The organism is Sulfitobacter sp. 1A12779 (assembly GCF_043557315.1).
In the GTDB taxonomy this organism is placed as follows: domain Bacteria; phylum Pseudomonadota; class Alphaproteobacteria; order Rhodobacterales; family Rhodobacteraceae; genus Sulfitobacter; species Sulfitobacter faviae.
Genome location: NZ_JBIFFU010000016.1, coordinates 22,996 through 49,529 on the forward strand (window position 1 = coordinate 22,996; position 26,534 = coordinate 49,529).

General features: G+C 64.0%; 23 protein-coding genes. 19 read left to right on the forward strand and 4 right to left on the reverse strand.

The window, feature by feature from the left end:
* Positions 1-93: 93 nt before the first annotated feature.
* Entirely contained in the window at positions 94-900 is an 807-nt protein-coding gene (locus ACGYLQ_RS15870; RefSeq protein ID WP_394443784.1) for an IclR family transcriptional regulator, read from the reverse strand.
* Positions 901-1,048: 148 nt separating this feature from the next.
* On the opposite strand from ACGYLQ_RS15870, the gene ACGYLQ_RS15875 reads away from it, so the two are divergent.
* The 7 genes from ACGYLQ_RS15875 to ACGYLQ_RS15905 all read left to right on the forward strand — a co-directional run bounded on the left by ACGYLQ_RS15875 (position 1,049) and on the right by ACGYLQ_RS15905 (position 10,259).
* Complete coding sequence (locus ACGYLQ_RS15875) at positions 1,049-2,605, forward strand: M81 family metallopeptidase (RefSeq protein WP_394443786.1); 1,557 nt, start codon at positions 1,049-1,051, stop codon at positions 2,603-2,605.
* A 33-nt stretch (positions 2,606-2,638) separates the two neighbouring features.
* Entirely contained in the window at positions 2,639-4,249 is a 1,611-nt protein-coding gene (locus tag ACGYLQ_RS15880; protein WP_394443787.1) for an ABC transporter substrate-binding protein, read from the forward strand.
* A gap of 112 nt (positions 4,250-4,361) precedes the next feature.
* Positions 4,362-5,303 (forward strand): ABC transporter permease, encoded by a 942-nt coding sequence (locus ACGYLQ_RS15885; protein WP_067266948.1) that lies wholly within the window; start codon positions 4,362-4,364, stop codon positions 5,301-5,303.
* Position 5,304: 1 nt separating this feature from the next.
* Complete coding sequence (locus ACGYLQ_RS15890; protein ID WP_209217112.1) at positions 5,305-6,192, forward strand: ABC transporter permease; 888 nt, start codon at positions 5,305-5,307, stop codon at positions 6,190-6,192.
* Between the two features lie 3 nt (positions 6,193-6,195).
* Positions 6,196-7,881 (forward strand): ABC transporter ATP-binding protein, encoded by a 1,686-nt coding sequence (locus ACGYLQ_RS15895; RefSeq protein ID WP_394443788.1) that lies wholly within the window; start codon positions 6,196-6,198, stop codon positions 7,879-7,881.
* Positions 7,878-9,050 carry a M20 aminoacylase family protein gene (locus ACGYLQ_RS15900; protein WP_394443789.1) on the forward strand — a complete coding sequence of 391 codons (1,173 nt, stop codon included), beginning with the start codon at positions 7,878-7,880 and terminating at the stop codon, positions 9,048-9,050. The genes ACGYLQ_RS15895 and ACGYLQ_RS15900 overlap by 4 nt, the downstream gene beginning before the upstream one ends.
* 69 nt (positions 9,051-9,119) lie before the next feature.
* Positions 9,120-10,259, forward strand: a complete 1,140-nt coding sequence (locus tag ACGYLQ_RS15905; RefSeq protein WP_394443790.1) for a M20/M25/M40 family metallo-hydrolase — start codon at positions 9,120-9,122, stop codon at positions 10,257-10,259.
* 24 nt (positions 10,260-10,283) lie between these two features.
* Here the strand turns inward: ACGYLQ_RS15905 and ACGYLQ_RS15910 are convergent, their stop codons facing one another.
* Complete coding sequence (locus ACGYLQ_RS15910) at positions 10,284-11,177, reverse strand: AraC family transcriptional regulator N-terminal domain-containing protein (protein WP_394443791.1); 894 nt, start codon at positions 11,175-11,177, stop codon at positions 10,284-10,286.
* Positions 11,178-11,331: 154 nt separating this feature from the next.
* Here ACGYLQ_RS15910 and ACGYLQ_RS15915 point away from each other — a divergent pair, with 154 nt between their 5' ends.
* From ACGYLQ_RS15915 to ACGYLQ_RS15945, 7 genes are all read left to right on the forward strand, one after another.
* Positions 11,332-12,279 carry an SDR family oxidoreductase gene (locus ACGYLQ_RS15915; RefSeq protein WP_394443792.1) on the forward strand — a complete coding sequence of 316 codons (948 nt, stop codon included), beginning with the start codon at positions 11,332-11,334 and terminating at the stop codon, positions 12,277-12,279.
* 233 nt (positions 12,280-12,512) lie between these two features.
* Entirely contained in the window at positions 12,513-13,643 is a 1,131-nt protein-coding gene (locus ACGYLQ_RS15920; protein WP_067266961.1) for a TRAP transporter substrate-binding protein, read from the forward strand.
* Between the two features lie 75 nt (positions 13,644-13,718).
* Complete coding sequence (locus ACGYLQ_RS15925; RefSeq protein WP_093928097.1) at positions 13,719-14,303, forward strand: TRAP transporter small permease subunit; 585 nt, start codon at positions 13,719-13,721, stop codon at positions 14,301-14,303.
* Complete coding sequence (locus ACGYLQ_RS15930; protein ID WP_394412425.1) at positions 14,300-15,718, forward strand: TRAP transporter large permease subunit; 1,419 nt, start codon at positions 14,300-14,302, stop codon at positions 15,716-15,718. The genes ACGYLQ_RS15925 and ACGYLQ_RS15930 overlap by 4 nt, the downstream gene beginning before the upstream one ends.
* Positions 15,708-17,063 carry an amidase gene (locus ACGYLQ_RS15935; RefSeq protein WP_394443794.1) on the forward strand — a complete coding sequence of 452 codons (1,356 nt, stop codon included), beginning with the start codon at positions 15,708-15,710 and terminating at the stop codon, positions 17,061-17,063. The genes ACGYLQ_RS15930 and ACGYLQ_RS15935 overlap by 11 nt, the downstream gene beginning before the upstream one ends.
* Before the next feature lie 10 nt (positions 17,064-17,073).
* Entirely contained in the window at positions 17,074-17,235 is a 162-nt protein-coding gene (locus ACGYLQ_RS15940) for a hypothetical protein (RefSeq protein WP_169306085.1), read from the forward strand.
* Positions 17,236-17,238: 3 nt separating this feature from the next.
* A complete protein-coding gene (locus ACGYLQ_RS15945) occupies positions 17,239-18,198 on the forward strand; it encodes a 2-hydroxyacid dehydrogenase (protein ID WP_394443795.1) in 960 nt (319 codons plus the stop codon).
* Between the two features lie 13 nt (positions 18,199-18,211).
* Here ACGYLQ_RS15945 and ACGYLQ_RS15950 read toward each other — a convergent pair whose 3' ends face one another.
* Positions 18,212-19,147: a DMT family transporter gene (locus tag ACGYLQ_RS15950; RefSeq protein ID WP_394443797.1), complete on the reverse strand. Its 936-nt coding sequence runs from the start codon at positions 19,145-19,147 to the stop codon at positions 18,212-18,214.
* An 18-nt stretch (positions 19,148-19,165) separates the two neighbouring features.
* On the reverse strand, positions 19,166-19,699 hold the full coding sequence (locus ACGYLQ_RS15955) for a TetR/AcrR family transcriptional regulator (RefSeq protein WP_394443799.1): 534 nt from the start codon (positions 19,697-19,699) through the stop codon (positions 19,166-19,168).
* Positions 19,700-19,787: 88 nt separating this feature from the next.
* Between ACGYLQ_RS15955 and ACGYLQ_RS15960 the strand changes: the two genes are divergently transcribed.
* From ACGYLQ_RS15960 to edd, 5 genes are all read left to right on the forward strand, one after another.
* Positions 19,788-20,858 (forward strand): alcohol dehydrogenase family protein, encoded by a 1,071-nt coding sequence (locus ACGYLQ_RS15960; protein WP_394443800.1) that lies wholly within the window; start codon positions 19,788-19,790, stop codon positions 20,856-20,858.
* Positions 20,859-21,055: 197 nt separating this feature from the next.
* Positions 21,056-22,183: an ROK family transcriptional regulator gene (locus tag ACGYLQ_RS15965; protein ID WP_394443835.1), complete on the forward strand. Its 1,128-nt coding sequence runs from the start codon at positions 21,056-21,058 to the stop codon at positions 22,181-22,183.
* Between the two features lie 3 nt (positions 22,184-22,186).
* On the forward strand, positions 22,187-23,113 hold the full coding sequence (locus tag ACGYLQ_RS15970; RefSeq protein ID WP_394443802.1) for a carbohydrate kinase: 927 nt from the start codon (positions 22,187-22,189) through the stop codon (positions 23,111-23,113).
* Between the two features lie 149 nt (positions 23,114-23,262).
* The gene (gene zwf, locus ACGYLQ_RS15975; protein WP_394443804.1) at positions 23,263-24,726 is read left to right on the forward strand and encodes a glucose-6-phosphate dehydrogenase; all 1,464 of its coding nucleotides are present in this window, start codon (positions 23,263-23,265) and stop codon (positions 24,724-24,726) included.
* Positions 24,723-26,531, forward strand: a complete 1,809-nt coding sequence (edd, locus tag ACGYLQ_RS15980) for a phosphogluconate dehydratase (RefSeq protein ID WP_394443806.1) — start codon at positions 24,723-24,725, stop codon at positions 26,529-26,531. The genes zwf and edd overlap by 4 nt, the downstream gene beginning before the upstream one ends.
* Positions 26,532-26,534 lie beyond the last annotated feature (3 nt).

Genomic DNA, 26,534 nt, shown 5'->3' on the forward strand with positions numbered 1-26,534 from the left:
CGAACTTCGGAGAAAGAATTTAGCAACGCAAGTAAATTCGCGGCGAAATGCGTTGTCGGCGGTGCGGCTGGCTATATTCGAGGCTTTCAGCGGTCACCCGGCCATGATGGCGCTGGCGGCCTCTATGGCGAGGGGGGCAGCCTTGGCGACAAATTCCTCCGGCGTGTATTCCGAGAGGGAGCCTGCGAGATGTATCGCGCTGAGAGGCGCGCCGTTCCGGTCGGTGATGGCGACGCCCACCGCGACCTCGCCCAAGGCATATTCATCGCAGACCACGGCAAAGCGGTTTGCGCGGGCGATGCTAAGCTCGGCCATGATCGCTTCGGGGTCGGTCTTGGTGCTGGCGGTGAAAGGGTGCAAGGGCGCGCGGGTGAGGATTTCGCGCGCCGCGTCATCGGGAAGCTGTGCCAGCGCGGCACGCCCGCCCGCGGTGCAGAAGGTCGGCACGCTATGGCCCACGAGGGTGGCGAAAAAGGTCTCGCGTTTGCTTTGCATGCGCAGGGCATAGATCAGGCGCGTCTCGTCATAGAGGCTGAGATCGACCCGCTCGCGCAGGGATTTGCGCAGTTCCAGCAGGACCGGCGTGGCTTTCTGCACCACGGGGTCGAGCCGCAGCAGGTCAAGCGTGTGATCGAGCAGGCGGATCCCCGGCAGGTAGCCCCGGTCATCCCCGCTGCGCCGGATATAGCCGAGTTTGGTGAGCGTATGGACCAGCCGTTGCGCCGCGGATCGGTCGATGCCTGCGGTCTTGGCGATGTCGGAAAGGGTCATCGGCCCGGTCGCGTTGTGAAAGGCGCCCAGCACCTGCATTGCGCGATCTGCCGCCCGGACGAACAAACGGTCGTCCTCTGCCTGATTCTGCGCCGCCTGCGGGGCGTCTTCACGGAAAAATCTACTCATAAATGGCCTGTAGTTGACGAATCGTTAAAGCGCCGCTTACGCTTGCTGTGCACTATAGCTGTATTGCAATGCGATACACAATGGGCGTGGCCCCGCGGATGACCGGGCCGAGAAGGCGAAGGAGACAGGTTTGGAAAGTGGTTCTGGAATGCGCGTAGCTGTTGCGGGCTTTCTGCACGAGACAAACACATTCGCCCCCAATCCGGCGGATATGCAGGCTTTCCAGCTGGGCGGTGGCTATGTCCCCATGGTGCGCGGCGCGGCGATGTTGCCCGCCTTCGAAGAGGTCAACCTTGGCATGGCGGGCGCCCTGCGGGTGGGCCAAGCGCAGGGTTGGGACATCGTGCCGATCCTCTGGGCGGGGGCGATCCCCTCGGCCCATGTCAGCCGCGACGCCTATGAGACGATTGCGGGTGAGATCATCGAAGGCATTCGGCAAGCCGGGCCGCTCGACGGGGTCTTTCTGGACCTGCACGGCGCCATGGTGGCGGAGCATCTCGACGACGGGGAAGGGGAGCTTGTCCGCCGTTTGCGTGCGGTCGTGGGGCCGGATGTGCCCATCGCCACGGCGCTTGATCTGCACGGCAATATCTCTGAAGATTTCGTTGCGAATGTCGATGTGCTCGTCGGATTTCGCACCTATCCGCATGTGGACATGGCCGATACCGGCGCTGCCGCGGCCCGCCAGCTCGACCGGATCATGACGGCCGGCCAGCGCCCGGCCAAAGCCTTTCGCCAGATGTCATATTTGGTGCCGATCCCGTTTCAATCGACCGAAATGTCGCCGGGGCGTGAGCTTTATGAGGGGGTCGCCGCCTGTGAAGCCGCGGGGGCGCTCTCGGCCAGCCTGTTCATGGGCTTCCCGGCGGCGGATATTCCCGATTGCGGCCCCGTCGCCGTGGCCTATGGCGAGACGCAGACCGCAGCGGAGGCCGCCGCCGACAGGCTTGCCGCAGCCTATGAGGCGGCAGCGCCCGCCTTCTTGGAAAATAAGGCCTATGATCCCGACAGGGCGGTGGCCGAAGCGCTGTCGCGTGCCGCCGGGCCGGGGCGTGGGCCTGTGGTCATCGCCGACACCCAAGACAACCCCGGCGCAGGCGGCGTGTCGGCCACCACGGGCATGTTGCGCGCGCTCGTCAAGGCCGAGGCCCAGAACGCGGCCATCGGGTTGATCGTCGACCCCGCCGCCGCCGAAGCGGCGCATCATGCCGGGGTCGGTGCCGAGGTTAATTTGCGCCTTGGCGGACATGCCGACATCACGGATGACGCGCCGTTTGAAACGAAGGCGACGGTTCAGCATCTTTGCGACGGAACCCTGCGCGCGACCGGCCCCTATTATGGCGGCACGGCGCTGGACCTCGGCCCTTCGGCCTGCCTGCGCATCGGCGGGGTCCATGTCGTCGTGACCAGCCGCATCGCCCAGATGGCCGACCGCGAGATGTTCCGCTTTGTCGGCATCCAACCCGAAGAGATGGATCTCTTGGTGGTCAAAAGCTCCACCCATTTCCGCGCAGACTTTGCCCCCATCGCGCGCGACATCCTTGTCGCCTGTGCGCCGGGGCCGATGCCCCTCAATCCAGCCGATTTGCCCTTCACGCGCCTGCGCGCAGGGCTTCGGCTGTCTCCGAATGGCCCCCGTTTCGGGGCCAAGGGTGCCCAAAGCGCACCACCTGACCAGGGCGGCAAGACCGCCGTGGCCCAATAAAAACCAAAAGATCACTCAACAAGGGAAAACCACATGATACCTCTACGATCGGCACTGAAACAGTCGCGCGGACTTGCCGCCGCCTTTGCCGCGACCACGGCGCTTTTGGCACCCGGCTCTCTGGCGGCGCAGGATGGCGAAACGACCATCACCGCGGTCATGCACTCGGGCCTGCGGGTTCTCGATCCGGTCATCACCACCGCACATATCACCCGCAACCACGGCTATATGGTCTATGACGTGCTGACCGCCGTGGACGAAAATTTTGAGCCGCAGCCCCAGATGGCCAACTGGGACGTCTCGGATGACGGGCTCGTCTATACTTTCACGCTGCGCGATGGGCTGATGTTCCATGACGGCGCGCCGGTGACTGGCGAAGATGTCGTGGCCTCGCTCAAACGCTGGGGCAAGCGCGACGGTGGCGGGCAGTTGATCTTTGACGTGACCGAGAGCCTTGAGGCCAGCGACGAAAAGACCGTCGTCTGGACCCTGACCGAGCCTTTCGGCCCGCTTTTGTCGGTGATCTCCAAACAATCCGCGGTGCCGCCCTTCATCATGCCCAAGCGCGTGGCCGAAACCTCGGCGGATGAGACGATCACGGAATATATCGGCTCCGGCCCCTTCGTCTTTAACCAAGATGAGTACGAGCCCGGCGTGAACGTCACCTATGAGAAGTTCGACGACTACGTCCCGCGTGACGAGGAAGCCTCCTGGATGGCGGGCGGCAAGGTGGTCAATGTCGACCGTGTGGTCTGGACCACGATGCCCGACGCGCTGACCGCCATCAACGCGCTCTCGGCGGGGGAGATCGACTATCTCGAACAGGTGCAGATCGACCTGCTGCCGATCCTCGACGCCAGCCCCGAGGTCACGGTCGAGACCCGCGATGACCTTGGCTATGTCACCATTGGTCGGCCCAACCACCTGCACCCGCCCTTTGACAACAAGCTGGTCCGTCAGGCGGCGATGGCGGCGCTGGACCAAGAATCCATGCTGCAAACGATGCAGGGCGACCCGGCCTATTACAACGTCTGCGGCGCGATCTTTGGTTGTTCGACCCCTCTGGGTGACGAAGCGGATGCAGAGATCGTGACCGGCGGCGCGGATCCGGAAAAGGCGAAGGCCCTGCTCGAAGAAGCGGGCTATGACGGCACGCCCATCGTGCTGATGGCACCGACGGATGTGATCAGCCTGATCAACCAGCCGGTGGTGGCCGCCCAAGCCCTGCGCGAGGCGGGTTTCGAAGTCGACATGCAGTCGATGGACTGGCAATCGGTCGTGCAGCGCCGCGCCCAGCAAAGCCCGGTCTCTGAGGGCGGCTGGAACATGTTCTTCACCAACTGGATGGTGCCCGAGATTTCGGACCCGCTGACCAATGTGATGGTCAGTGGCCGTGGCGACGAGGCGTGGTTCGGCTGGCCCGATGACCCCAAGGTCGAAGAGCTGCGCGCGAAGTTCATGAAGGCCGAAGGGCCCGAGGCGCAAAAGGAAGTGGCCGTCGAGATCCAGAAACACGTCATGGATAACGTCAACTACATCATGATGGGTGAATATCTGATCCCGCAGGCGCGTCGCAACACGATCCAGAACATGCTGCCATCGCCCGTGCCGGTGTTTTGGAACATGACCAAAGAGGCGGAGTAATCCAGCCGCTCGGAGAGCGCGGCTGCCGCGCTCTCCACCGTCATCTCTGCCCGCAGGCAGTGCCCCCGCTTCCGGGCCTGCCTTCTTTCCGCCGAAAGGGACCTTCCGGAAAATGCTCGTCTATATCCTGAAGCGCGTCTTGGCCACGATCCCGGTCATGCTGATCGTCGCCATCTTCGTCTTCCTTCTGCTGCGTCTCACCCCCGGTGATCCGGCAGCCATTCTCGCCGGCGATGCCGCCACCCCCGCACAGCTTGAACGGATTCGTGACCGTCTGGGTCTGAACGATCCGCTGCTGACACAGTTCTTCACATGGATCGGGCAATTGCTGCGCGGCGATCTGGGCGTCTCGCTTTTGTCGAACACCTCTGTGGCGGGCATGTTGGGCGACCGGCTGGGGCCGACCATCAACATCGCGCTCATGACCATCACCATCTCTGTCCTGCTGGCGGTGCCGATGGGCGTGATCGCCGCATGGCGTCACCGCACTTGGGTCGACTTTCTGGTGATGTCCTTCTCGGTACTGGGCTTTTCGGTGCCGGTCTTCGTGATCGGCTATATCCTGATCCAAATCTTCGCGATTGAACTGCGTTGGGTGCCGGTGCAGGGCTACAAGGCGCCTTCGGAGGGCATCGGGCCGTTCTTCTCGCGCGCCATTCTGCCCTCGCTCACGCTGGCCACGATCTATGTGGCGCTCATCGCGCGGATGACGCGGGCCTCCATGCTTGAAGTGCTGGGCGAAGATTACATCCGCACCGCGCGGGCCAAGGGCGTGCGCGAGAATGTCGTGCTGTTTCGCCATGCGCTGCGCAATGCCGCCGTGCCGATCCTGACCATCATCGGCACCGGTTTCGCGCTGCTGATCTCGGGCGTGGTGGTGACGGAAAGCGTCTTTAACATCCCCGGCATCGGGCGGCTTACGGTCGATGCGATCCTTGCGCGCGACTACCCCGTCATTCAGGCGATGATCCTGCTGACGGCGGGCATCTACGTCTTCGTGAACCTCTTGGTTGACGTCTCCTATTCATTCTTCGACCCAAGGATCCGGTACTGACATGATCGAGCAACCCCAATCCCGTCACAGCGCCTTTCAGGTGCTGACCGGACTGCTTTCCCTGCCTGCGGGCGCAAGGGTCGGTATCGGCCCGTTGCTGGCGGCGCTTATCCTCGTGGCCATCGTGCTGGCGTCGATCTTGGCCCCGCTTTACGTGCCCTATGACCCGCTGGCGATGAACTCTGCCGCGCGGCTCAAGCCGCCTTCCGAAGAGTATCTTTTGGGCACCGACCCCTATGGCCGCGACACGTTTTCGCGGGTGATGACCGGCGGGCGCGTGTCGCTGCTGATCGGGGTCGGGGCGGCCTTGGTCAGCGTCGCCATCGGCTTGGCCATCGGCCTTGTGGCCGGTTTCTTTCGGGTGGCGGATGGCATCATCATGCGGATCATGGACAGCCTGATGGCGATCCCCGCGATTCTGCTGGCGATTGCCCTCGTGGCGCTGAACGGGCCGTCGCTCGGCTCGGTCATCATCGCCATCACGGTGCCGGAGGTGCCGCGCGTGGTGCGGCTCGTGCGCTCGGTCGTGCTGTCGGCACGGGAGGAACCCTATGTGGAGGCGGCCATCGCGCTCGGCTCGTCGATGCCCAAGATCCTGATCCAGCACCTGATGCCCAACACCATGGCACCGCTCATCGTCCAAGGCACCTATATCTGCGCCTCGGCGATCCTGATCGAGGCGATCCTAAGTTTCCTCGGCGCGGGCGTCAGCACGGAGATCCCCACTTGGGGCAACATCATGGCCGAGGGGCGGACCTATTTCCAAATCAAGCCGGGGCTGATCTTCTGGCCGGGGCTGCTGCTGTCGCTTTGCATCCTGTCGATCAACCTTTTGGGCGATACCGCGCGCGATCTGCTCGACCCGCGCATGAAGAAACGGGAGGGCTGAGAGATGCAGTTCAAGACCAAAGACTTCTCCGACGCGCGTGAGGTGCTCAAAGTGCGCGACCTGCGCATCGGGCTTGCCGGGCGGCCACAGGCGAAACCGGTGATCGACGGGATCGACCTTACCATCCGCGCGGGCGAGACGCATTGCTTGGTGGGTGAATCCGGCTCGGGCAAATCCGTGACCTCGCTCGCGGCCATGGGACTGCTGCCGAAATCGGCGCTGGAGGTGCAAAGCGGCAGCATCACGCTGGACGATTTCGAGATCACCAGCGCCAGCCACGCGCAAATGCGCCAGCTGCGCGCGCGGCGGATCGCGATGATCTTCCAAGAGCCGATGACCGCGCTGAACCCAGTGCTGCGGGTGGGCGAGCAGATCATGGAAGTGCTCAACATGCACAGCGATCTGAGCCAATCGGAGGCCAAGAAACGCACGCTCGACATGATGGACCAGGTGCATCTGCCGGATGTGAACCGCATCTTCAGCGCCTTCCCGCATCAGCTTTCCGGCGGGCAGCGCCAGCGCATCATGATCGCCATGGCGTTGATCCTCGACCCCGATCTGCTGATCGCGGATGAGCCGACGACGGCGCTGGACGTGACCACGCAGTTGCAGATCCTCAAGCTCATCGCCGAGATGCAAGAGCGCCACGGCACCGCCGTGCTCTTCATCACCCATGACATGGGCGTGGTGGCCGAGATCGCGGATACCGTGACGGTGATGCAGCAGGGTAAGATCGTCGAACGCGCGCCGATTGAAAAGCTGCTGACCAAGCCGGAGAAGGAATATACCCGCACCCTGCTGACCGCCGTGCCCAACCTTACCCCGCGGCCCGCAAGGGCGGCGGCTTCGCAAAGCGAAGTGGTGCGTGTGGCCGGGCTCGACATGACCTATGGCGGCGGCGGTTTCCTGCGCCGCAGCGAGGGCGTGAAAGCCGCGCAGGATGTCAGCTTTACCATCAAACCGGGGCGGACGCTGGGCATCGTGGGGGAGTCCGGTTCGGGCAAATCCACCGTGGCGCGGGCCATCATGCGGCTGATCGACCCGACAGCGGGCAGCGTGAATGTCGCGGGGACCGAGATCGCCAAACTCTCGCGCCGCCAATTGCGCGACCACCGCAAACATCTGCAAATCGTGTTCCAAGACCCCTACCGCTCGCTCAACCCGCGTTGGACCGTGGCGCGCAGCCTTTGCGAAGGGCCGATCAACTTCGGCACCCCGCGCGAAGAGGCGATGCGCCATGCGGCTGAGCTGATGGAACTGGTGGACTTGCCGCGCGACGCGCTCGACCGCTATCCGCATCAATTCTCAGGCGGGCAACGCCAGCGTATCGCCATCGCGCGGGCGGTGGCGATGAAGCCCGATCTGCTCGTCGCGGATGAGGCTGTCTCGGCCCTTGATGTGAGCGTGCAGGCACAGGTGCTTGATCTGCTGGATGACATTCAAGAGAAGTTCGGCGTGGCCATGCTTTTCATCACCCACGACCTGCGCGTCGCCGCGCAGATTTGTGACGAGGTCTTGGTCATGCAGCGCGGGCAGGTCGTTGAATACGGCCCCGCAGGCGATGTGCTGGCCAATCCGCATCACGACTACACCCGCAACCTGATCGAAGCGGCGCCGGGCCGCCATTGGGATTTTGCCAACTACCGCGCGCTCGGCAGCGCCACTATGACGATAGGAGCCACCGCATGACCGTCCTTCCCAAGATCGAAGCCTTCGCCGCCGATCTCACCGCCATCCGCCAAGACATCCACGCCCATCCCGAACTGGGGTTCGAAGAGGTCCGCACCGCGGGCATCGTGGCCGAAAAGCTCCGCGCCTACGGGGTGGATGAGGTGCACGAAGGGCTGGGTGGCACCGGGGTTGTCGGCATCATCAAGGGCGCCGGCGGTGGCAACCGCCGTGTCGGGCTGCGCGCAGATATGGACGCGCTGCCGATTTTGGAAGATTCCGGCGTGCCCTATGCCTCGACCAACCCCGGGCGGATGCATGCCTGCGGCCATGACGGCCACACCACCATGCTCTTGGGGGCCGCGCGTTATCTGGCGGAGACGCGCGATTTCGACGGCACCGTGGTGCTGATCTTTCAACCTGCCGAAGAGGGATTGGGCGGCGCGCGCCGGATGCTGGAAGAGGGGCTCTTTGAGAAATTCCCCTGCGACGAGATTTACGGCATGCACAACGATCCAAACTCAGAGCCGGGCGTGGTCAATGTCACCCCCGGCGCGGCCATGGCCGGGGCGGCCTTCTTTGACATTACCGTCAAAGGCACCGGCAGCCACGCCGCCATGCCGCATCAGTCGCGCGATCCCATCGTCATCGGCACGGCGCTGGTGCAGCAGTTGCAATCCGTCGTCAGCCGCAACACCCCGCCGACCAAGCCGATCGTGCTTTCGGTGACCAAATTCAACGCGGGCTCGGCCTATAACGTGGTACCGGATACCGCCAGCATTGCGGGCACGATCCGTTATTTCCATGAGGATGTGATCGAGATGGCCGAGGCCCGGATGCGCGAACTCTGCGCAGGCATGGCCACAGCCTATGGAATCGAGATCGAAGTCGACATCCGTAACGTCTTTGACGTGTTGATGAACGACCCGGAACTCACCACCGCCTATGTCGAAGCAGCGGCCAGCGTGGTGGGCGGCGAGAATGCCCATGTCTCGACCGAACAGGCCAGCGGGTCGGAGGATTTCGCCGATATGCTGAAAGTCGTGCCGGGCGCCTATTGCCGGGTGGGCCATGCGGGCAGCGTGCCTTTGCACAACCCCGGCTTCGTGCTGGACGACGCCATTCTGCCTGTCGGTGCCTCGATCTATGCGCGGATTGTCGAGACGCGCCTGCCAAAGGTCGGCGGCTAGGCCCTTGCGCCAATCATTTAATTTAAGCCAACCGCCCGCTGTCGCGCGGCGGAGGAAAGGATATTGAACATGACCAACCCGCTCGATCTGCCTTTTGATACCGAAGAGATGCTCACCGGGCTGCGCCCATGGATCGAAACCGAAAGCCCCACATTCGACGGGGCGGCAGTGAACCGGATGATGGATGTGGCGCAGCACGATCTGGCGGTCTTGGGCGCGCGGACAGAGCGTATTCCAAGCCCGATGGGGCTGGGCGACAGCCTGCGCGCTGAAATGCCCCATCCCCGCGCGGGCGAGGGGGGCATCCTGCTTTTGGGTCATATGGACACGGTTCACCCCCTCGGCACCTTGGCGAGCCTGCCTTACAAACGCGAAGGCGAGATTTGCTACGGCCCCGGACTGATGGACATGAAGGGCGGCAATTACGTCTACCTCGATGCGCTGCGCAAGCTACAGGCCGCCGGGGTCGAGACGCCGCTGCCGGTGACGGTGCTCTTCACCCCGGATGAGGAGATCGGAACCCCCGCCACACGCCGTCTGATCGAAGAGGAGGCGAAGCGCCACAAATACATCCTCGTCCCCGAACCTGCCCGCCCGGACGGCGGCGCGGTGATCGGGCGCTACGCCATCGCGCGGTTCAACCTCCAGACCCGGGGCCGCCCCAGCCACGCGGGCTGGGCGCTCTCCGAAGGCCGCTCGGCCATCGCGGAGATGGCCAAGGCCGTGGGCACGATCGAAGGCATGACCACCGAGGATTGCACCTTCTCGCTCGGGGTCTTTCACGCGGGCCAATGGGTCAACTGCGTCTCCTCGGTCTGCGATGCCGAAGTGCTCACCATGGCAAAAACGCAAGAGCAGCTCGATGCGGGCGTGGAAAAGATGATGGCGCTGAACTCAAACGAGGGCGATGTGATCATGGAAATCCGCCGCGGCGTCACCCGCCCGGTTTGGGAGCCCGACCAGCCGGGCACGATGGCGATGCTGAAGCTCGCGCAGGAGATTGGGGGCGAACTGGGGATCGAGATCACCGGAAGCTCTGCCGGGGGCGGATCGGACGGCAATTTCACCGGTTTCCTCGGCCTGCCGACGCTGGATTCGATCGGCGTGCGCGGCAAGGGGCTGCATACGTTGCAGGAGCATATCTATGTCGACAGCCTCACCGAACGTGCGAAGCTGGCGGCGGGGCTGTTCTGTCGCTTGACGGCTTGAGGGGGGAGGGGGCGGAGACCCCCTCTAAACCACCCCCGCTGCCATCTGCTGCGCGTCGCCCCATTCGCGGGGGGATTGGCCGTACATGCGTTTGAACTCTCGGCTGAATTGCGAGGCGCTGACATAGCCCACTGCCATTGCCGCTTCGCTGACCGTGGCGCCGCCTGCGATTTTCACGGCGGCATTGTTCAGGCGCATGGATTTGACGAATTGTATCGGCGACATCGTCGTTACCTGTTTGAACTTGCGGTGAAATACCGCGCGGCTCATGCCCGCGCGTTGGGCCATGGCATCGATAGAGATGGGCGCGTCGAGATGGGCCGCGACATGCGAGATGGCCCGCGCCACGGCATTGCCCGCCCCGAAGGCCCGCCGCGCGAAGAGCCCTGCCTCTCCTTTCAGGATGGCGTAGTAAAGTTCGCGCAGGCGCGCTTCGGCCAGCACGGCGCGGTCGGTTTCGCTTTCGCTCAATTGCAGCAGGCGTAGCAGGGCGTCGGAGAAGGCCCCGTCCCATGCCGCAAGTTTGACCCCCTCGGCGCGCAGGTCTGCGGGGGCAGGGGGCAGCAGGCTCCCCGCGCTTTCCATTTCAAGCGAAAGCGCCGCCATCAGCCGCGCGTCCAGAGCGATGTAGACGCCGAATAGCGGGGTCTGGGGCGAGGCGCTTGGCGTGCCCGCTTTGACCGGCATCGACATGGGGCAGCACATATAGCGGCTGTCGTCATAGACATAGCGCTGACCGTCGAGCACCGCCTCTTTCGCGCCGCTGACGATGGCGATGACAGAGGGTTCATAGACCGCAGGCGCGCAGGGGATCGCGCTGGTGGCGCGGAAATACTGCACGCCCTTGATGCCGGTTTCGGTCAGCCCGTCGGCATGGCTGTGCCGCTCGATGATATGGCGGATTTGGTGTTTGCTCATGCGTGCAGATTAGGACCGCATGAACCTTTCACGCAATGGCTGTGAGAGGATCAGGCAAGTAATCGCGACAATCCGGTCTATTTCCGTAGAGTGCTGAGATTTATCTGCAGGGTCAACGGGGCGCGATGCCTCAGCAAAGCTAAGGAACGAGACCATGACAGATAAGACTTTCGGCGCGCACGGCTGGACCCCTGAGCAGATTGACGGGGTAGAGGGGAAGACCTTTGTGATCACCGGGGCCAATGCGGGGGCCGGATTTCAGGCGGCGCGGACCTTGCTGCGCAAAGGTGCCGCGGTGGTGATGCTGAACCGCAGCGCGGAACGGTCGGCAGAGGCGGTGGCCAAGCTGAAAGACGAATTTGGCGCAGCGGCGCGGGTGCGTTTCGTGCAGATGGACCTCGCCGATTTGCAGTCGGTGCGCCGCGCGGCGGCAGAGGTTCTGCGCGATATTCCTCGAATTGATGCGCTGATCTGCAACGCCGCCATCGCGCAGGTGCCAAACCGCCAGTTGACCAAAGCAGGCCACGAAAGCCAGCTCGGCACCAATCACTACGGCCACTTCCTGCTCTGCGGCTTGCTCTTCGACCGGATCGAGGAAAGCAACGGGCGGATCGTGGTGGTGGCCAGCCTTGGCTACAAGATGGGCCTGCGCACCATCCAGTTCGACGACATGAACTGGGACAAGAACTACCGCGCCAACCCGGCCTATAGCCAAAGCAAGCTGGCGCAGATGATGTTTGCCTATGAGTTGCAGGACCGCGTCGCGCGGGCGGGGAGGAACGTGGCGGTCTATGTCTGTCACCCCGGTGCCTCGGCCACCTCTTTGATAAGCACCAGTGGCGGGCTGATGACCCGGTTCACTTGGTGGCTGATGTCGAAATTGCCGATCGTTCAAACGGCGGAGCGTGGTGCCTATCCCGAGGTCATGTGCGCCACCGAGGACGGGCTGGAGCAGCGCGCGCTTTACGGCCCCACAGGCCGGATGGAGATGGTCGGCCCCGTTGGGCGCGGCAGGTTGGAGCCCTATGCCTATGACAAAGAGACGATGGTCAGCCTCTGGGCGCGGTCCGAGGTGGAAACCGGCTTTCGCTGGGCGGTTTGAGGGCGGGCGGGGCCTGTCTCCGCCCTGCTCAGAACGCGCGATATCCGCAGGCCATCCGCGCCGAAGGAGAGTGTCGATTTTTGCAGCGTTTGCACAATAAAGTTGCACTTGAAGAGTCCCTTGCGGACTATTCTTGCCAAATGAGATCATTTGGTTAGTCTCTGATCTCGGGTCGCCCGACCAATAGCGTATTTCAAGTAAGCAAAGGGGCGGCCACTCTGGGAGGAGGAAACATGACTGAGACTAAAAAGTTCAATCGACGTTCGTTCCTGACGAAGTCCGCACTTGCTGGGGGGGCGGCGACGGGGAGCATGCTGGCCGCACCGGCGGTGTTGGCCCAAGCGCCGATCGTCATCAAGATGCAGACGTCGTGGAACGACGCGAACATCTGGCAAGACTTTGCCCGCGATTATGCGACGCGGGTCGAGGAAATGTCAGGCGGGCGTCTGAAGGTCGACGTGCTGCCCGCGGGCGCGGTCGTCGCGGCGTTTCAGGTGCTCGACGCGGTGAACGACGGTCTGATCGACGCGGCGCATTCGGTGCCCGTCTATTGGTACGGCAAGAACAAGGCCGCATCGCTCTTTGGCACCGGCCCGGTTTTCGGCGGCTCTGCCACCACGATGCTGTCGTGGTTCTATCAAGGCGGCGGTCAGGAGCTTTATAACGAGCTGACGCAGGACATCATGGGCCTCGACGTTGTGGGCTACATGGGCTTCCCGATGTTCGCCCAGCCCTTCGGCTGGTTCAAGAATGAGGTCAATACCGTCGACGACCTGCAGGGCTTCAAATACCGCACCGTGGGGCTGGCGGCCGATCTGATGGCCAAGCTGGGCATGTCTGTGGCACAGCTGCCGGGCGGGGAGATCGTGCCCGCGATGGAGCGGGGCGTGATCGACGCCTTTGAGTTCAACAACCCCTCGTCGGACAAGGACTTCGGCGCGCAGGACGTGGCCAAGAACTACTACCTGTCGTCCTATCACCAAGCCTCCGAGAGCTTTGAGTTCCTGTTCTCCAAGATGTTCCTCGAAGACCTCGACCCCGATCTTCAGGCGATCTTGAAATACGCGGTTGAGGCGGCCTCGACCGCGAACACGGCCAAGGCGATGGACCGCTATTCGGCGGACCTTCAGTTCCTGCAAAACGAGGCTGGCGTGACCGTGAGGCGCACGTCCAAGGAAATCTTGGATGCGCAGCTTAAAGCATGGGATGAGCTGATCCCCGAGTTGGAATCCGATCCCTTCATGAAAAAGACCCTCGACAGCCAGCGCGAATGGGTCGACCGCGTGGCCTATTACGAGTTGATGAACTCGCCGGATTACGGGCTTGCTTACGAGCATTACTTCCCCGGCAAGATCAAACTCTGATCCCGCAAACCCATAACATCACCGCGAACTCCGGCGCATGGCGTGCCGGGGTTCGTGCGAGATACCGAGGGCATCATGATATCTTTCATTCGGTTCGCCGATAACCTTTCCGCATGGTTCGGCAAGGCTTTTGCGTGGCTCATTTTGCTGATGTCCATCGGCACGGGCTACGAGGTTTTTGTGCGCTATGTGCTGAACAATCCCACGGCTTGGGCGCTGGATGTGTCCTTCATCATGTATGGCACGCTCTTTATGATGGGCGGGGCCTATACGCTATCGCGGGGCGGCCATGTGCGGGGGGATTTCCTCTACCGGCTGTTCCAGCCGCGCACCCAAGGCATGATCGACCTCGTGCTCTATATCATCTTCTTTTTCCCCGGCGTCACCGCGCTGATCCTCGCAGGCTGGAAATATGCCGCCCGCTCGTGGTCATACGGCGAGGTGTCGGTCAACAGCCCGGCGGGGGTTCCGATCTATCAATTCAAGGCGATCATCGTGGCGGCGGGGATACTGCTGTTCATCCAAGGCATCGCGCAGGTCTGCCGCTGTCTCATCGCCATACGTTCCAACTACTGGCTCGAAGCCGAGGAAGACGTCTTTGAGACCGAAGACCTCATGATGCGCGAAGCCAACAAGGCCGAAAAGGGCCATCTCACATGACCGATCCGCAAATCGCCCTGATGATGCTTGGGCTGTTCATCGTCTTTGTTTTCCTGGGCTTTCCGATTGCTTTCACGCTGATGGCGATGGGCATCGGCTTTGGCTACTACGCCTATTTCGACGCGCGCCGCATGTGGCGCAGTTTCGACCGGCTGGACGAGGGGGCCGGCCAATGGGAGCAATGGTCGACCTGGATAGATGGGTTCTTTAACAACCGAATATTCGACCTTTTCGTGAACCAGACCTTCACGGTGATGTCGAACGAAGTGCTCACGGCGGTGCCGCTGTTCCTCTTCATGGGCTATATCGTGGAGCGGTCGAATATCGTTGACCGGCTCTTCACCACGCTCAACATCGCCTCCAAGAACATCCCGGGCTCGATGGGCGTGGCCGCGCTTATCACCTGCGCGCTGTTCGCCACCGCCACGGGCATCGTCGGCGCGGTGGTGACGCTGATGGGCCTGCTAGCGCTGCCCGCGATGCTGAAGGCGCGCTATAACCCGTCCTTTGCGGCGGGCATCATCTGCGCGGGGGGCACGCTGGGTATCCTAATTCCGCCCTCGATCATGCTGATCGTCTATGCGGCGGCGACGAATGTCTCCATCGTGCGGCTTTATGCGGCCGCGCTGCTGCCGGGGCTGACGCTGGTGGGGCTCTACCTGATCTACATCATCGGGCGCTCGCTGTTGCAGCCCTCCTCGGCCCCGCGCCCCACGGCGGATGAGGTGCCAGACATGCCGATGGGCAAGCTGTTGCTGATGATCGCCACCTCTTTCCTGCCGCTGGCCTTCCTCATTTTCGCGGTGCTGGGCTCGATCCTCTTCGGCCTCGCCACCCCGACGGAGGCGGCCTCGATCGGGGCGCTCGGCGGCATCTTCCTTGCCTTCATTTACCGTGCGATGACATGGCAGCGGATGCGCGAGAGCGTCTATCTCACGGTGCGCACCACGGCGATGGTCTGCTGGCTTTTCGTCGGCTCCTACACCTTCTCGGCGGTGTTCTCCTACCTCGGCGGGGAGCATGTGATCTCAGAGTTCGTGCAGTCGCTGAACCTGTCGCCGATCATGTTCCTGATCCTCGCGCAGCTGATCATCTTCCTGCTGGGCTGGCCGCTGGAATGGTCCGAGATCATCATCATCTTCGTGCCGATCTTCCTGCCGCTGCTGGCCGTCTTTGAGATCGACCCGCTGTTCTTCGGCATCCTCGTGGCGCTGAACTTGCAGACCTCGTTCCTGACGCCACCGATGGCGATGTCGGCCTATTACCTCAAGGGGATCGCCCCGCCCGAACTGCGCCTGACGCAGATCTTCGCAGGCGTCATGCCCTTCCTGTTCTGCGTGATCCTGTCGATGATCCTGATGTATGTCTTCCCGCAGATCGTCTTCTACCTGCCGGAGGTGTTCTATGGGCGCTGAGCCAAGGATGACCGCCGCAGCAGCGCTTGGCGTGGTCGAGTTGCGGGACCGTTTGGCGACCGGCGCATTGGATGCGCTGGCGCTGGTGGAAAGCTACATCGCGCGGATTGAGGCGCGCGAGGAGGTGGTGGGCGCTTGGGCGTGGTTCGATCCCGAATTCGCCCGCGCGCAGGCCCGAACGCTCGACAATCATCGCCGGGCGGGCAGGCCGCTGGGGCGGCTGCACGGGCTGCCGGTGGGGCTGAAAGACGTGATCGACACGCGCAGCATCCCCACCGAAAACGGCGCGGCGCAGGACAAGGGGCGCGTGCCGCTGCGCGATGCTTTCATTGTCGAGCGGCTGCGGGCCGAAGGCGCGATCATCATGGGCAAGACGGTCACCACCGAACTGGCCTTCATGCAGCCGAACAAGACCACCAATCCGCATAATCCGGCGCATAGCCCCGGCGGCTCGTCCCAAGGGTCGGCGGCGGCGGTGGCCGATGGGATGGTGCCCTTGGCCATCGGCACGCAAACCGGCGGGTCGGTGATCCGGCCTGCGTCCTTTTGTGGGGTCACCGGGTTCAAACCAACCTTCGGCGCGATCCCGCGCCGGGGGGTGCTGACGCAATCGCCCTCGCTCGACACCATTGGCGTCTTTGCCAGCGATCCCGCCGGGGCCGCGCTGCTGGCCGAGGTGCTGTTTGGCCATGACCCCGAAGACAGCGCCACCGAACTTGCCCCGACCCCCGCGCTCTTGGCCGAGGCGAGCAGCGCGCCGCCGATCCCGCCGGTTTTCGGCTTTGTCCGCCCGCCGGGGTGGGAGGAGGCCGATCCGCAGCTGCACGCCGCTTTTGAGGAACTGGTCGCAGCCCTTGGCGATCAGGCTTTCGAGATGCCCCTGCCGCCGGTCTTTAGCGAGGCTGCCGAAGCGCGCAAACGCATCAATTTTGCCGAGATGGCCTATCACTTCTACCCCTATCTGCGCGACGGGGCCGAGCTGCTCTCACCCGTGGCGCGGGAGGCGATGGAGGCGGGCAATAAGGTGCTGGCCCGCGATTTCCAATCGGCCCGCGATTTGCCCAAGGTGCTGACCGCCGCGCTGGAAGAGTTGCTGACCCGTTGCGACGTGCTGCTCTGCCCCGCAGCCACCGGCCCCGCGCCGCGTGGGTTGGAGACCACCGGCGATCCGATTTTCAACGGTCTTTGGACGCTCTGCGGCAGCCCCTGTGTGTCGCTGCCGTTGATGACCTCGGAAGAGGGCTTGCCGATGGGAGTGCAACTGGTCGGCGGTCACGGCCAGGATGGGCGTCTGATGCGCAGCGCCCAGTGGCTTTTCGATTGGGCCGATGGTGCAACTGAATGAGGATGAGACCATGAACCGCCTACTTGCCCTGCTCGCCTTTGCCGCGATTGCGGTGTTTTTGCTGATCCTCGCCGTTGAGGTGCCCAGCATCGACCTGATCATCATCGTCGCGGTGACCTTGGCCTTTGTGGCCTATGACTTTTTCACCTCCAGTCGGAAAGATCGGGACTGAGCCATGGGCAAACCTGTCATTTGGATCACCCGGCAGCTGTCAGAGGCCACGCTCGACCGCGCGCGGCGGGATTACGAGGTGATCTGGGATCCCGCCGACAAGCCCGGCAGCGCCGAGGACATCATTGCGATGAGCGCGCGGGTCGATGGCATGATCCCCTGTCATTCCGAACATTTCAGCGCCGATGTGGTGGCCCGGCTCGACCCTCGGCTCAAGATCATCGCGAACCATTCCGTGGGCGTCGATCACTGCGATCTGCCCAGCCTCAAGGCGCGGGGGATCGTGGTGACGAACACGCCCGGTGTTTTGTCGGATGCCACGGCGGAACTGGCGCTGATGTTGATGCTGGGCGCGGCCCGTCACGCAGTGGCCGGGGACCGGCTGGTGCGCAGCGGGAAGTGGCAGTCGTGGTCGCCTGCGATGCTGGTGGGCAAACAGCTTTCCGGCGCGCGGCTTGGCATCATCGGAATGGGCGGCGTGGGCCGGGCCTTTGCCCGCAAGGCGCGCGGGTTGGATATGCAGATCCATTACCACAACCGCCGCCGTCTTGACCCGGAGGCGGAGGCGGGGGCGACTTATCACGCCGAATTGGACGATCTGCTGGCGGTCTCGGATTTCCTCTCGCTGCACTGCCCCGCCACGCCCGAGACGGTGGGCCTCATGAACGCCGCGCGCTTGGCGCGGTTGCCCAAGGGCTGCGTGATCGTCAACACCGCGCGGGGCAATCTGGTGGATGAGGCGGCGCTGCTCGACGCGCTCACCTCGGGCCATGTCGGCGCGGCGGGGTTGGATTGCTTCGTGACCGAGCCGGGCGGCAACCCGGCCTTTGCGGCCCATGATAACGTGATGATGATGCCCCATGTCGGCAGCGCCACCGTGGCCACCCGTGATGCGATGGGTTTCAAGGCGCTGGACAATCTCGACCATTTCTTCCGGGGCGAGGCGCCGCCGGATCAGCTTTAGCGGCAGCGGCCCTCTAGGTGGCGCGTGGCGGCGGGGCAGGTGTGTGCCGCCGCAGCCGTCGCGGGGCGGGCAGGGTGATGATGGCCAAACAGCCGATCACCAACGCCACGCCGACCCAGCCCTGCGGGGGCAGGCGTTCGCCCACGATGACCACGGCCAGCACCGCCGCGACGACCGGCTCGAACAGTGTGATCACGGTGGCCGTGCTCGCCTCCACCCGGGCGAGGCCGTAGCCGAAGGCGATATAGCCCAGAAACATCGGTACGGCGGCCATGTAGAGCCCCACCGCGGCGTTGGTCCAAGAGGCCAGAAACGCCCCGCCTGAGATCGCCAGCACCGGCATCAGCAAGAGCCCGCCCAGCCCAAAGGTCGCCCCCATGGCCACGGCAGAGCCGGTGCCTTGCAACATCATCCTCCGCGCGCTCCATGAATAAAGCGCATAGGTGAAGCCGCCGATCAGACCCAGCAAAACGCCCAGAGGCACGGAAGGCGCGCTTACCGCGCTGCCATGGGCATCGCCTTCGGCCAAGCAGATCAGCCCCATGCCGATCAGCCCGACCGCCGCGCCGAAGGACCAGCGCAGGGTCAGGCGGCGGCCATCCAACAGGTATTCGATGAGCGCCGAAAGCAGCGGGGCAGAGCCGATGGTGATGACCGTGCCCACCGTCACCCCCGCCAGCCGCATCGCGCCGTAAAAGGCCAGCGGATAGACCGCCACGGCCAGCGCGCCGATGATCAGCAGGCGGCGCTGTCGCCAGAGCCGCCGCCGTTGATTCAGGATGCCCCGCCCGGCCCAGAGGGCCTGTGCGATCCCGCCGAGCCCCATGGCAGCGGCACCAATGGCGGCGGCGCTGACCTCGGGGGCGAAGGTGGCAGCGGTGCCGGTCGTGCCCCAGACCACAGCGGCGAAAAGGATGGCGATCACGCCCCAGCGGTGGCCCTGCATCATGAAAACGTCCCTAGCATGTCATTGGTGCTGGCGCGCATCGCGCAGCAGGGTTTGGGTCAAATGCTGCGCGGCAGTCACCGCCTGCGCCCCGCGCAGCGGCCAAGTCTGTGTGAGCCCTTCGAGGATCAACAGCAACTCGGTTTCCGCACCCGGCAGATCGGCGGCTGCGGCGGCTTTGGCCGCGACCTCGGCCTTATGGCGCGACAGCAAGGCGTGCAGTTTTTCGCTGCCGGGGTCGGCGGCGACGGCGGCGTGGAACAGGCAGCCGTGCGAGGTTTCCGTCGCCATCCACTGCCCGACGCGGGTCAGAATTGCCTCAAGCGCCTTGGTCGGGGTCTCGGGCAGATCGCCGAAGACCAGCGCCAGATAGCGTTGCTGCCGGTTCTCCAGCGCGGCCAGCACCATTTCGGCGCGGGAGGGGGTGTATTTGTAGAGCGTGCGCAGGCTCACCCCGGCCGCATCGCGCAGGTCTTCGACGCTGGGCTCGGCAAAGCCGCGGGTGGCAAAGGCACGTTCCAGCCCGGCGGCGATCTTGCTTTTGGTATCTGTCATACTTGACGATGTAGAGGGGACGCTCTACCTACGCAAGTAGAGCAATCATTCTACACTTAACCATTCCGCCGCTGAAGGAGCCCGAGCGATGACCCTACCGAAGACCATGAAAGCGATGCTGCTGACCGGCCATGGCGGCTTGGACAAGCTGGAGTGGCGCGAGGATTTAGCGCTGCCAAAGCCCGCCGCAGGTGAGGTTCTGGTTCGCGTCGGCGCGGCGGCGGTGAACAACACGGATGTGAACACGCGCACGGGCTGGTATTCCAAAGCGGTGCGCGGCGACACCGGCTCGGCGGCGAGCGAAGGCTACGGCGGCGCGTCGGACGCCGATGGCGGATGGTCTGGCGCACTGAGTTTCCCGCGCATCCAAGGGGCCGATTGCTGCGGAGAGGTCGTGGCCGTGGGCGCGGGTGTCGATCAGCACCGCATCGGCGAACGGGTTTTGATCCGGCCCATGTACAGCCCGGCGGGCGCGGGGCCGGATGATCTCGTCACCTTCGGATCGGAGCGGGACGGCGGTTTTGCGGAATATGCCACCGCCGAGGCCAGCAATGCGCTGCGGGTCGACAGCACCCTCACGGACGTTGAGCTCGCCTCCTTTCCCTGCGCCTTTTCGACGGCCGAGGGAATGATCCAGCGTGCCGCTTTGGGGGCCGAGCGTGTGTTGATCACCGGCGCATCTGGCGGGGTCGGCTCGGCGGCGGTGCAACTGGCGAAACGGCGCGGCGCGCATGTGACGGCGGTGACCAGCCCCGGCAAGATGGAGGCGCTGAAGGCGCTTGGCGCGGATGAGACCTTCGACCGGGATGCGGCCCTGCCGGAGGACAGCTATGACGTGGTGCTCGACCTCGTGGGCGGGGCGGGTTGGCCCAAACTGCTTGACGCGCTGGTGACGCGCGGGCGCTATGTGACCTCGGGCGCGATTGCCGGGCCGATCGTGGAGTTGGACCTGCGCACGCTCTACCTCAAGGACCTGACCCTGATGGGCAGCACGCGGCAGGAGCCGAGCGTTTTTGCCGATTTGGTGGGCTATATCGAACGCGGGGAAATCCGGCCCGTCGTGGCGGAAACCTACGCGCTGCGCGACCTGAAGCAGGCGCAGGAGGCCTTCATCGAAAAGTCCCATATGGGGAAAACCGGGATCACTGTCGCAGATTAACCGCAAAAGCGGGCCGCTCGCCTTTGGGCGGTCGGCCCTTCATCGCGCAATAAATCAATCAGATTGATTTAAGCGTTGACTCACTTGCTCCCATCTGGGATTTCTCCGGTGAAACGCCGCATGAACCGGGGGAGGCCAGTTTGCAGCAGCTACAGACAGTCGCCGACCGCGCCGCGCGCGGCTCGAACCAAAGCGGGATGCGGGCCTATAACGAACGGCTGGTCCTGTCGCTCATCCGGCGCAGCGGGCCGACCTCCAAGGCCGAGATTGCCCGGCTCACGGGCCTCTCGGCGCAGACCGTATCCGTCATCATGCGCGCCCTCGAAGCCGAGGGTCTGCTGAAGAAAGGCGCGCGGGTGCGGGGCCGGGTCGGGCAACCATCGGTGCCGATCAGCCTGAACGCCGAGGGCGCGTTTTTTCTGGGGCTAAAGGTCGGGCGGCGCAGCGTCGAATTGATCCTGACCGATTTCGAAGGGCAGGTGACCCGCCACAGCAGCGAGACCTATGCCCATCCCACGCCCGATGCGGTCATGGCCTTTGCGGCGCGCGCTTTGCAGGACGCGCTCGCCTCTCTCTCCGCCGAGCAGCAGGCGCGGGTGGCCGGGCTGGGCGTGGCCCTGCCGTTTGGCATCTGGGAATGGGAAGTCGCGGGCGGCGATCTAAGCGCGTGGCAGACCTTTGATATCGAGGCGGCTTTGGCGGAACTGGTCGATCTGCCGATCTATATCTGCAATGACACCTCTGCCGCTTGTGGGGCGGAACTGGTCTTTGGCGCGCAGGACAAGCCGCGCGATTTCCTCTATTTCTACATTGGCTATTTCGTCGGCGGCGGGCTGGTGCTGGACAGCAAGCTCTACACCGGCAAAAGCGGCAATGCCGGGGCGCTCGGCTCCATGCCGTTGGCCGGGGATGCGGCGCGGCAATTGGTCGATGTGGCTTCCTTGGCGACTTTGGAGGTCGCCTTGCAAAAGGCCGGAAAGACGCGCCACGCGCCGTGGAGCGATCCGGCGGCTTGGGGCTTTGGCGATGACATCTTGCACCCATGGCTCGACAGCACGACCGAGGCATTGGCGCAGGCGATCCGGGCCGCGACATGTCTGATTGATTTCGACACGGTCATGATCGACGGGTCGGTGCCCGCAGAGGTTCGCGCCGAATTGGTCGCCCGCACCCGCCGCCACCTCGCCGCCCGGCCCCTCCCGGGCGTCGCCCTTCCCGAATTGCGCGAAGGCACCGTCGGCAGCGACGCCCGCGCGCTCGGCGCGGCGAGCCTGCCGCTTTCGGACCGTTTCCTCGTCGACCGTGACGCATTTTTGAAAGGCTGACAGATGATCCTTTGCTGCGGAGAAGCCCTGATCGATATGATCCCAACCCCAACCAAGGCGGGCCCTGACGGCTTTGTGCCCCATGCGGGCGGGGCGGTGTTCAACACGGCCATCGCATTGGGGCGGCTCGGCGCGCAGGTGGGGATGCTCTCGGGCCTGTCGTCGGACATGTTCGGGCGGCAGTTGGTCGATGGGTTGAAGGCAAGCCATGTGGATGTGTCGCATGTTGTCCTGTCCGACCGGCCGACGACGTTGGCCTTCGTGCGGCTGGTGGGCGGCCATGCGACCTATGATTTCTATGACGAAAACTCCGCCGGACGGATGGTCACGCCCGAGGACATGCCTGCCTTGTCCAGCGAGGTTTCGGCGCTTTATTTTGGCGGGATCAGTCTGGCCTGCGAGCCGGGGGCGGATGCCTATGCCGAGCTATTGGCGCGCAACGCCGAGGGCCGCGCGGTGATGATCGACCCCAACATCCGCCCCGGTTTTATCAAGGATATCGAACGCTATCGCCAAAGGCTCGACCGGATGCTGGCGCTGTCGGATATCGTGAAGGTGTCGGATGAGGACCTGAATTGGATCAACCCCGCGCCGCTGTCGCTGCGCGACAAGGTGGCCGAGTTGCTAAAGAAGGGCCCATCGGTTGTCATCCTGACCCGCGGGGGCGAGGGGGCAACGGGCTATCTGGCGAATGGCGAAGAGGTGCAAGTGCCCGCCGTCAAAGCCGAAATCGTCGATACGGTCGGCGCGGGCGACACGTTCAACGCAGGCGTTCTGGCCAAGATGTCGGAGCTTGGGCAGTTGCATAAATACGCTCTCGGCACCCTTGCACCAGAGGTGCTGTCCGAAGCGCTGGCCTATGGCGCGCGGGTTGCCGCCGTGACCGTTTCGCGGGCCGGGGCGAACCCGCCTTGGGTAGAGGAAATATGAAACGTTGAAGAACCGCCTATCTTTTTCGCTCAAATATGTTAGCGCTACCAGTGACCGCCCGGAGGAGGGCGCGAAGGGGATGGCGATGGCTTTGGGCAATCGAAAACAGGGTGCCGTAGCGCACCTGCGCAGTTAGGAGGGCTGACCCCATGGTATCGCGCGTAATCCCCGTTGATCCTTTCGACCTCGTCATTTTCGGCGCGACCGGCGATCTTGCCCGTCGCAAGATCCTGCCCGGTCTGTTCCACCGCTTCACCGTCGGCCAGATGCCAGAGGCTTCGCGGATCGTCGGCGCGGCCCGTTCCGAGCTTGACGCCGAGGCCTTTCGCAAGATGATCCGCGACAGCCTACTGGAGTTCGCCCCCAAGCTGGCACAAGAGAGCGCCGCCTTGGAGCGGTTCCTTGGCATGGTACATTACGTGCGCGTGGATGCCTCGGGCGATGCGGGCTGGGCGGACCTCAAAGACCTGATGCGCGATGATGTGGTGCGGGCCTTCTACCTCTCGGTCTCGCCGTCGCTCTTCGGCACGATCGGTGGCAAGCTGCATGACCACGGCATCGCCACCGCCGAAAGCCGCATCGTCGTCGAAAAGCCTTTTGGCCATGATTTGGAAACCGCGCAGGCGCTGAACGCCGATCTGCGCGCCAATTTCGACGAAAGCCAGATTTACCGGATCGACCATTACCTTGGCAAAGAGACGGTGCAGAACCTCATGGCGCTGCGTTTCGCCAATGCGCTGTGGGAGCCGCTGTGGAATTCCACCCATATCGACCATGTGCAGATCACCGTGTCTGAAAGCCTCGGTGTCGAAGGGCGGGGCGAATACTACGATAAATCGGGCGCCATGCGCGACATGGTGCAGAACCACCTGATGCAACTGCTGTGTCTGACGGCGATGGAGCCGCCCTCGCGTTTTGACCCCAACGCGGTGCGCGATGAGAAGGTGAAGGTGATTGAGGCGCTGGAGCCTGTGGCGCAGAAGGATATCGCCCGGGGCCAGTACCGCGCCGCCAATGGCGCGGGCAGCTACCGCGACCATGCGGGCGACCCCGACAGCCGCACCGAAAGCTTTGTCGCAATGAAGGTGAAGATCGCCAATTGGCGGTGGGCGGGCACGCCCTTCTACCTGCGCACGGGCAAAAAGCTGCGCGGGCGCAGTTCCGAGATCGCGGTGATCTTCCGCGACCCGCCGCATATGATCTTCCCCGCGACGGAGGGCCACAAGGGCAATGCGCTGATCATCCGGTTGCAACCGGATGAGGGCATCACCCTGCGCAACACCATCAAAGACCCCGGCCCCGGCGGCATGCGTCTGGCCGAAGTGGCGCTGGATATGACCTTTGCCGATGCCTTGGGCGAACAGGGCACCCCGCAGGACGCCTATGAGCGGCTGATCATGGATGTGATCCGCGGCGATCAAACGCTCTTCATGCGCGGGGACGAGGTCGAAGCCGCTTGGGCCTGGGCCGATCCGATCATTCACGGCTGGGAAGAGACCCGGCAACCCCCGTACCCCTATGACCCCGGCAGCTCCGGCCCCGAAGAGGCGCTGATGCTGATGCACCGCGACGGCCGCCGCTGGCGCGAGATCACACGAAAGGACGAGACATGACCCTGCATTCCACGATTGACCGCGTCACCGACCGCATCATCGCCCGCAGCGAGGCGACCCGGCGGCCCTACCTCGACCGGATGGAAACCGCCCGCGCAAAGGGTCCGGCCCGCGCGCATCTTTCCTGTAGCGGGCAGGCCCATGCCTATGCCGCCTCTGGCGCGGATAAGGACCGGCTGGCGACCACCAGCGCGGGCAACCTCGGGATCGTGACGACCTATAACGACATGCTTTCGGCGCATCAGCCGTTTGAGCGCTACCCCGATCTGATCCGCGAGGCCGTGCGTGCGGCGGGGGGCACCGCGCAGGTCGCGGGCGGGGTGCCCGCGATGTGCGACGGGGTGACCCAAGGCGAAGCGGGGATGGAACTGTCGCTTTTCTCGCGCGATGTGATTGCCTTGGCGGCCTCGGTGTCGCTCAGCCACAACACTTTTGACGCGGCGGTTTTTCTTGGGGTCTGCGACAAGATCGTGCCCGGGCTGGTGATCGCAGCGCAGGCCTTTGGCCATCTGCCGGCCGTCTTCCTGCCCGCCGGGCCGATGGAAAGCGGGCTGTCGAATGATGAGAAAGCCAAGGTGCGCCAGCAGTTCGCCGCGGGCGAAGTCGGGCGCGACGCGCTGATGGCCGCCGAGATGGCCGCCTATCACGGGCCGGGCACCTGCACCTTTTACGGCACCGCCAACACCAACCAGATGTTGATGGAGTTCATGGGGCTGCACCTGCCGGGGGCGAGCTTTGTGCCGCCGAACGGGTCTTTGCGCGATGCGCTGACCCAAGAAGGCGCGAAACGCGCGCTGGCGCTGAGCGCTTTGGGCAATGATTACACCCCCGTCGCCTCGGTCCTGGATGAAAAGGCCTTCGTGAACGGGATCGTCGGGCTCAACGCCACTGGTGGGTCGACCAACCTGCTGATCCACCTCATCGCCATGGCGCGGGCCGGGGGGATTATTCTGGATTGGGAGGATTTCTCGGACATCTCCGATGTCACGCCGCTGCTGGCGCGGGTCTATCCCAACGGTCTGGCGGATGTGAACCATTTCCACGCCGCCGGGGGCTTGGGCTATATGATCGGCGAATTGCTCAACTCCGGCCATCTGCACCCCGATACCCAGACCGTCGCCGGGCAGGGGCTGGAGCATTACACCGCCGAGCCGAAGCTGAAGGCCGATGGGCTGATCTGGGAGAAGGGCGCAGGCGAGAGCCTGAACGAGAAGATCCTCCGCCCCGCCAGCGATCCTTTCCAGCCCACCGGCGGGCTGCGCCGCATGGCGGGGTCGCTGGGCACCGCCTGTATGAAGGTCTCTGCCGTGGCGCCCGAACATCACGTTATCGAAGCCCCGGCGCGAGTCTTTGCAGATCAGAACGAGGTGAAGGCGGCCTTCAAGGCCGGAGAGCTGACCGGCGATCTGGTCGTCGTCGTCCGTTTCCAAGGGCCCAAGGCCAACGGCATGCCCGAATTGCACAGCCTGACGCCGCTTCTGTCGATCCTTCAGGGGCGCGGGCAGAAGGTGGCGCTGGTCACTGATGGGCGCATGTCGGGCGCGTCGGGCAAAGTGCCTGCGGCGATCCACGTCAGCCCCGAGGCGGTCGACGGTGGCCCCATCGCGCGGGTGCAGGACGGTGATCTGCTGCGGGTTGATGCCGTGGCAGGGACGCTCGACGTGCTGGCCGAAGGATTCGACGACCGTCCCAACGTCACCGCTGATCTTTCTGCTTACCATGCCGGGACGGGGCGCGAGTTGTTCGCTATGTTCCGCGACACAGTCGGTTCTGCTACCACCGGCGCAACCATTTTTGGAGGTTGATCC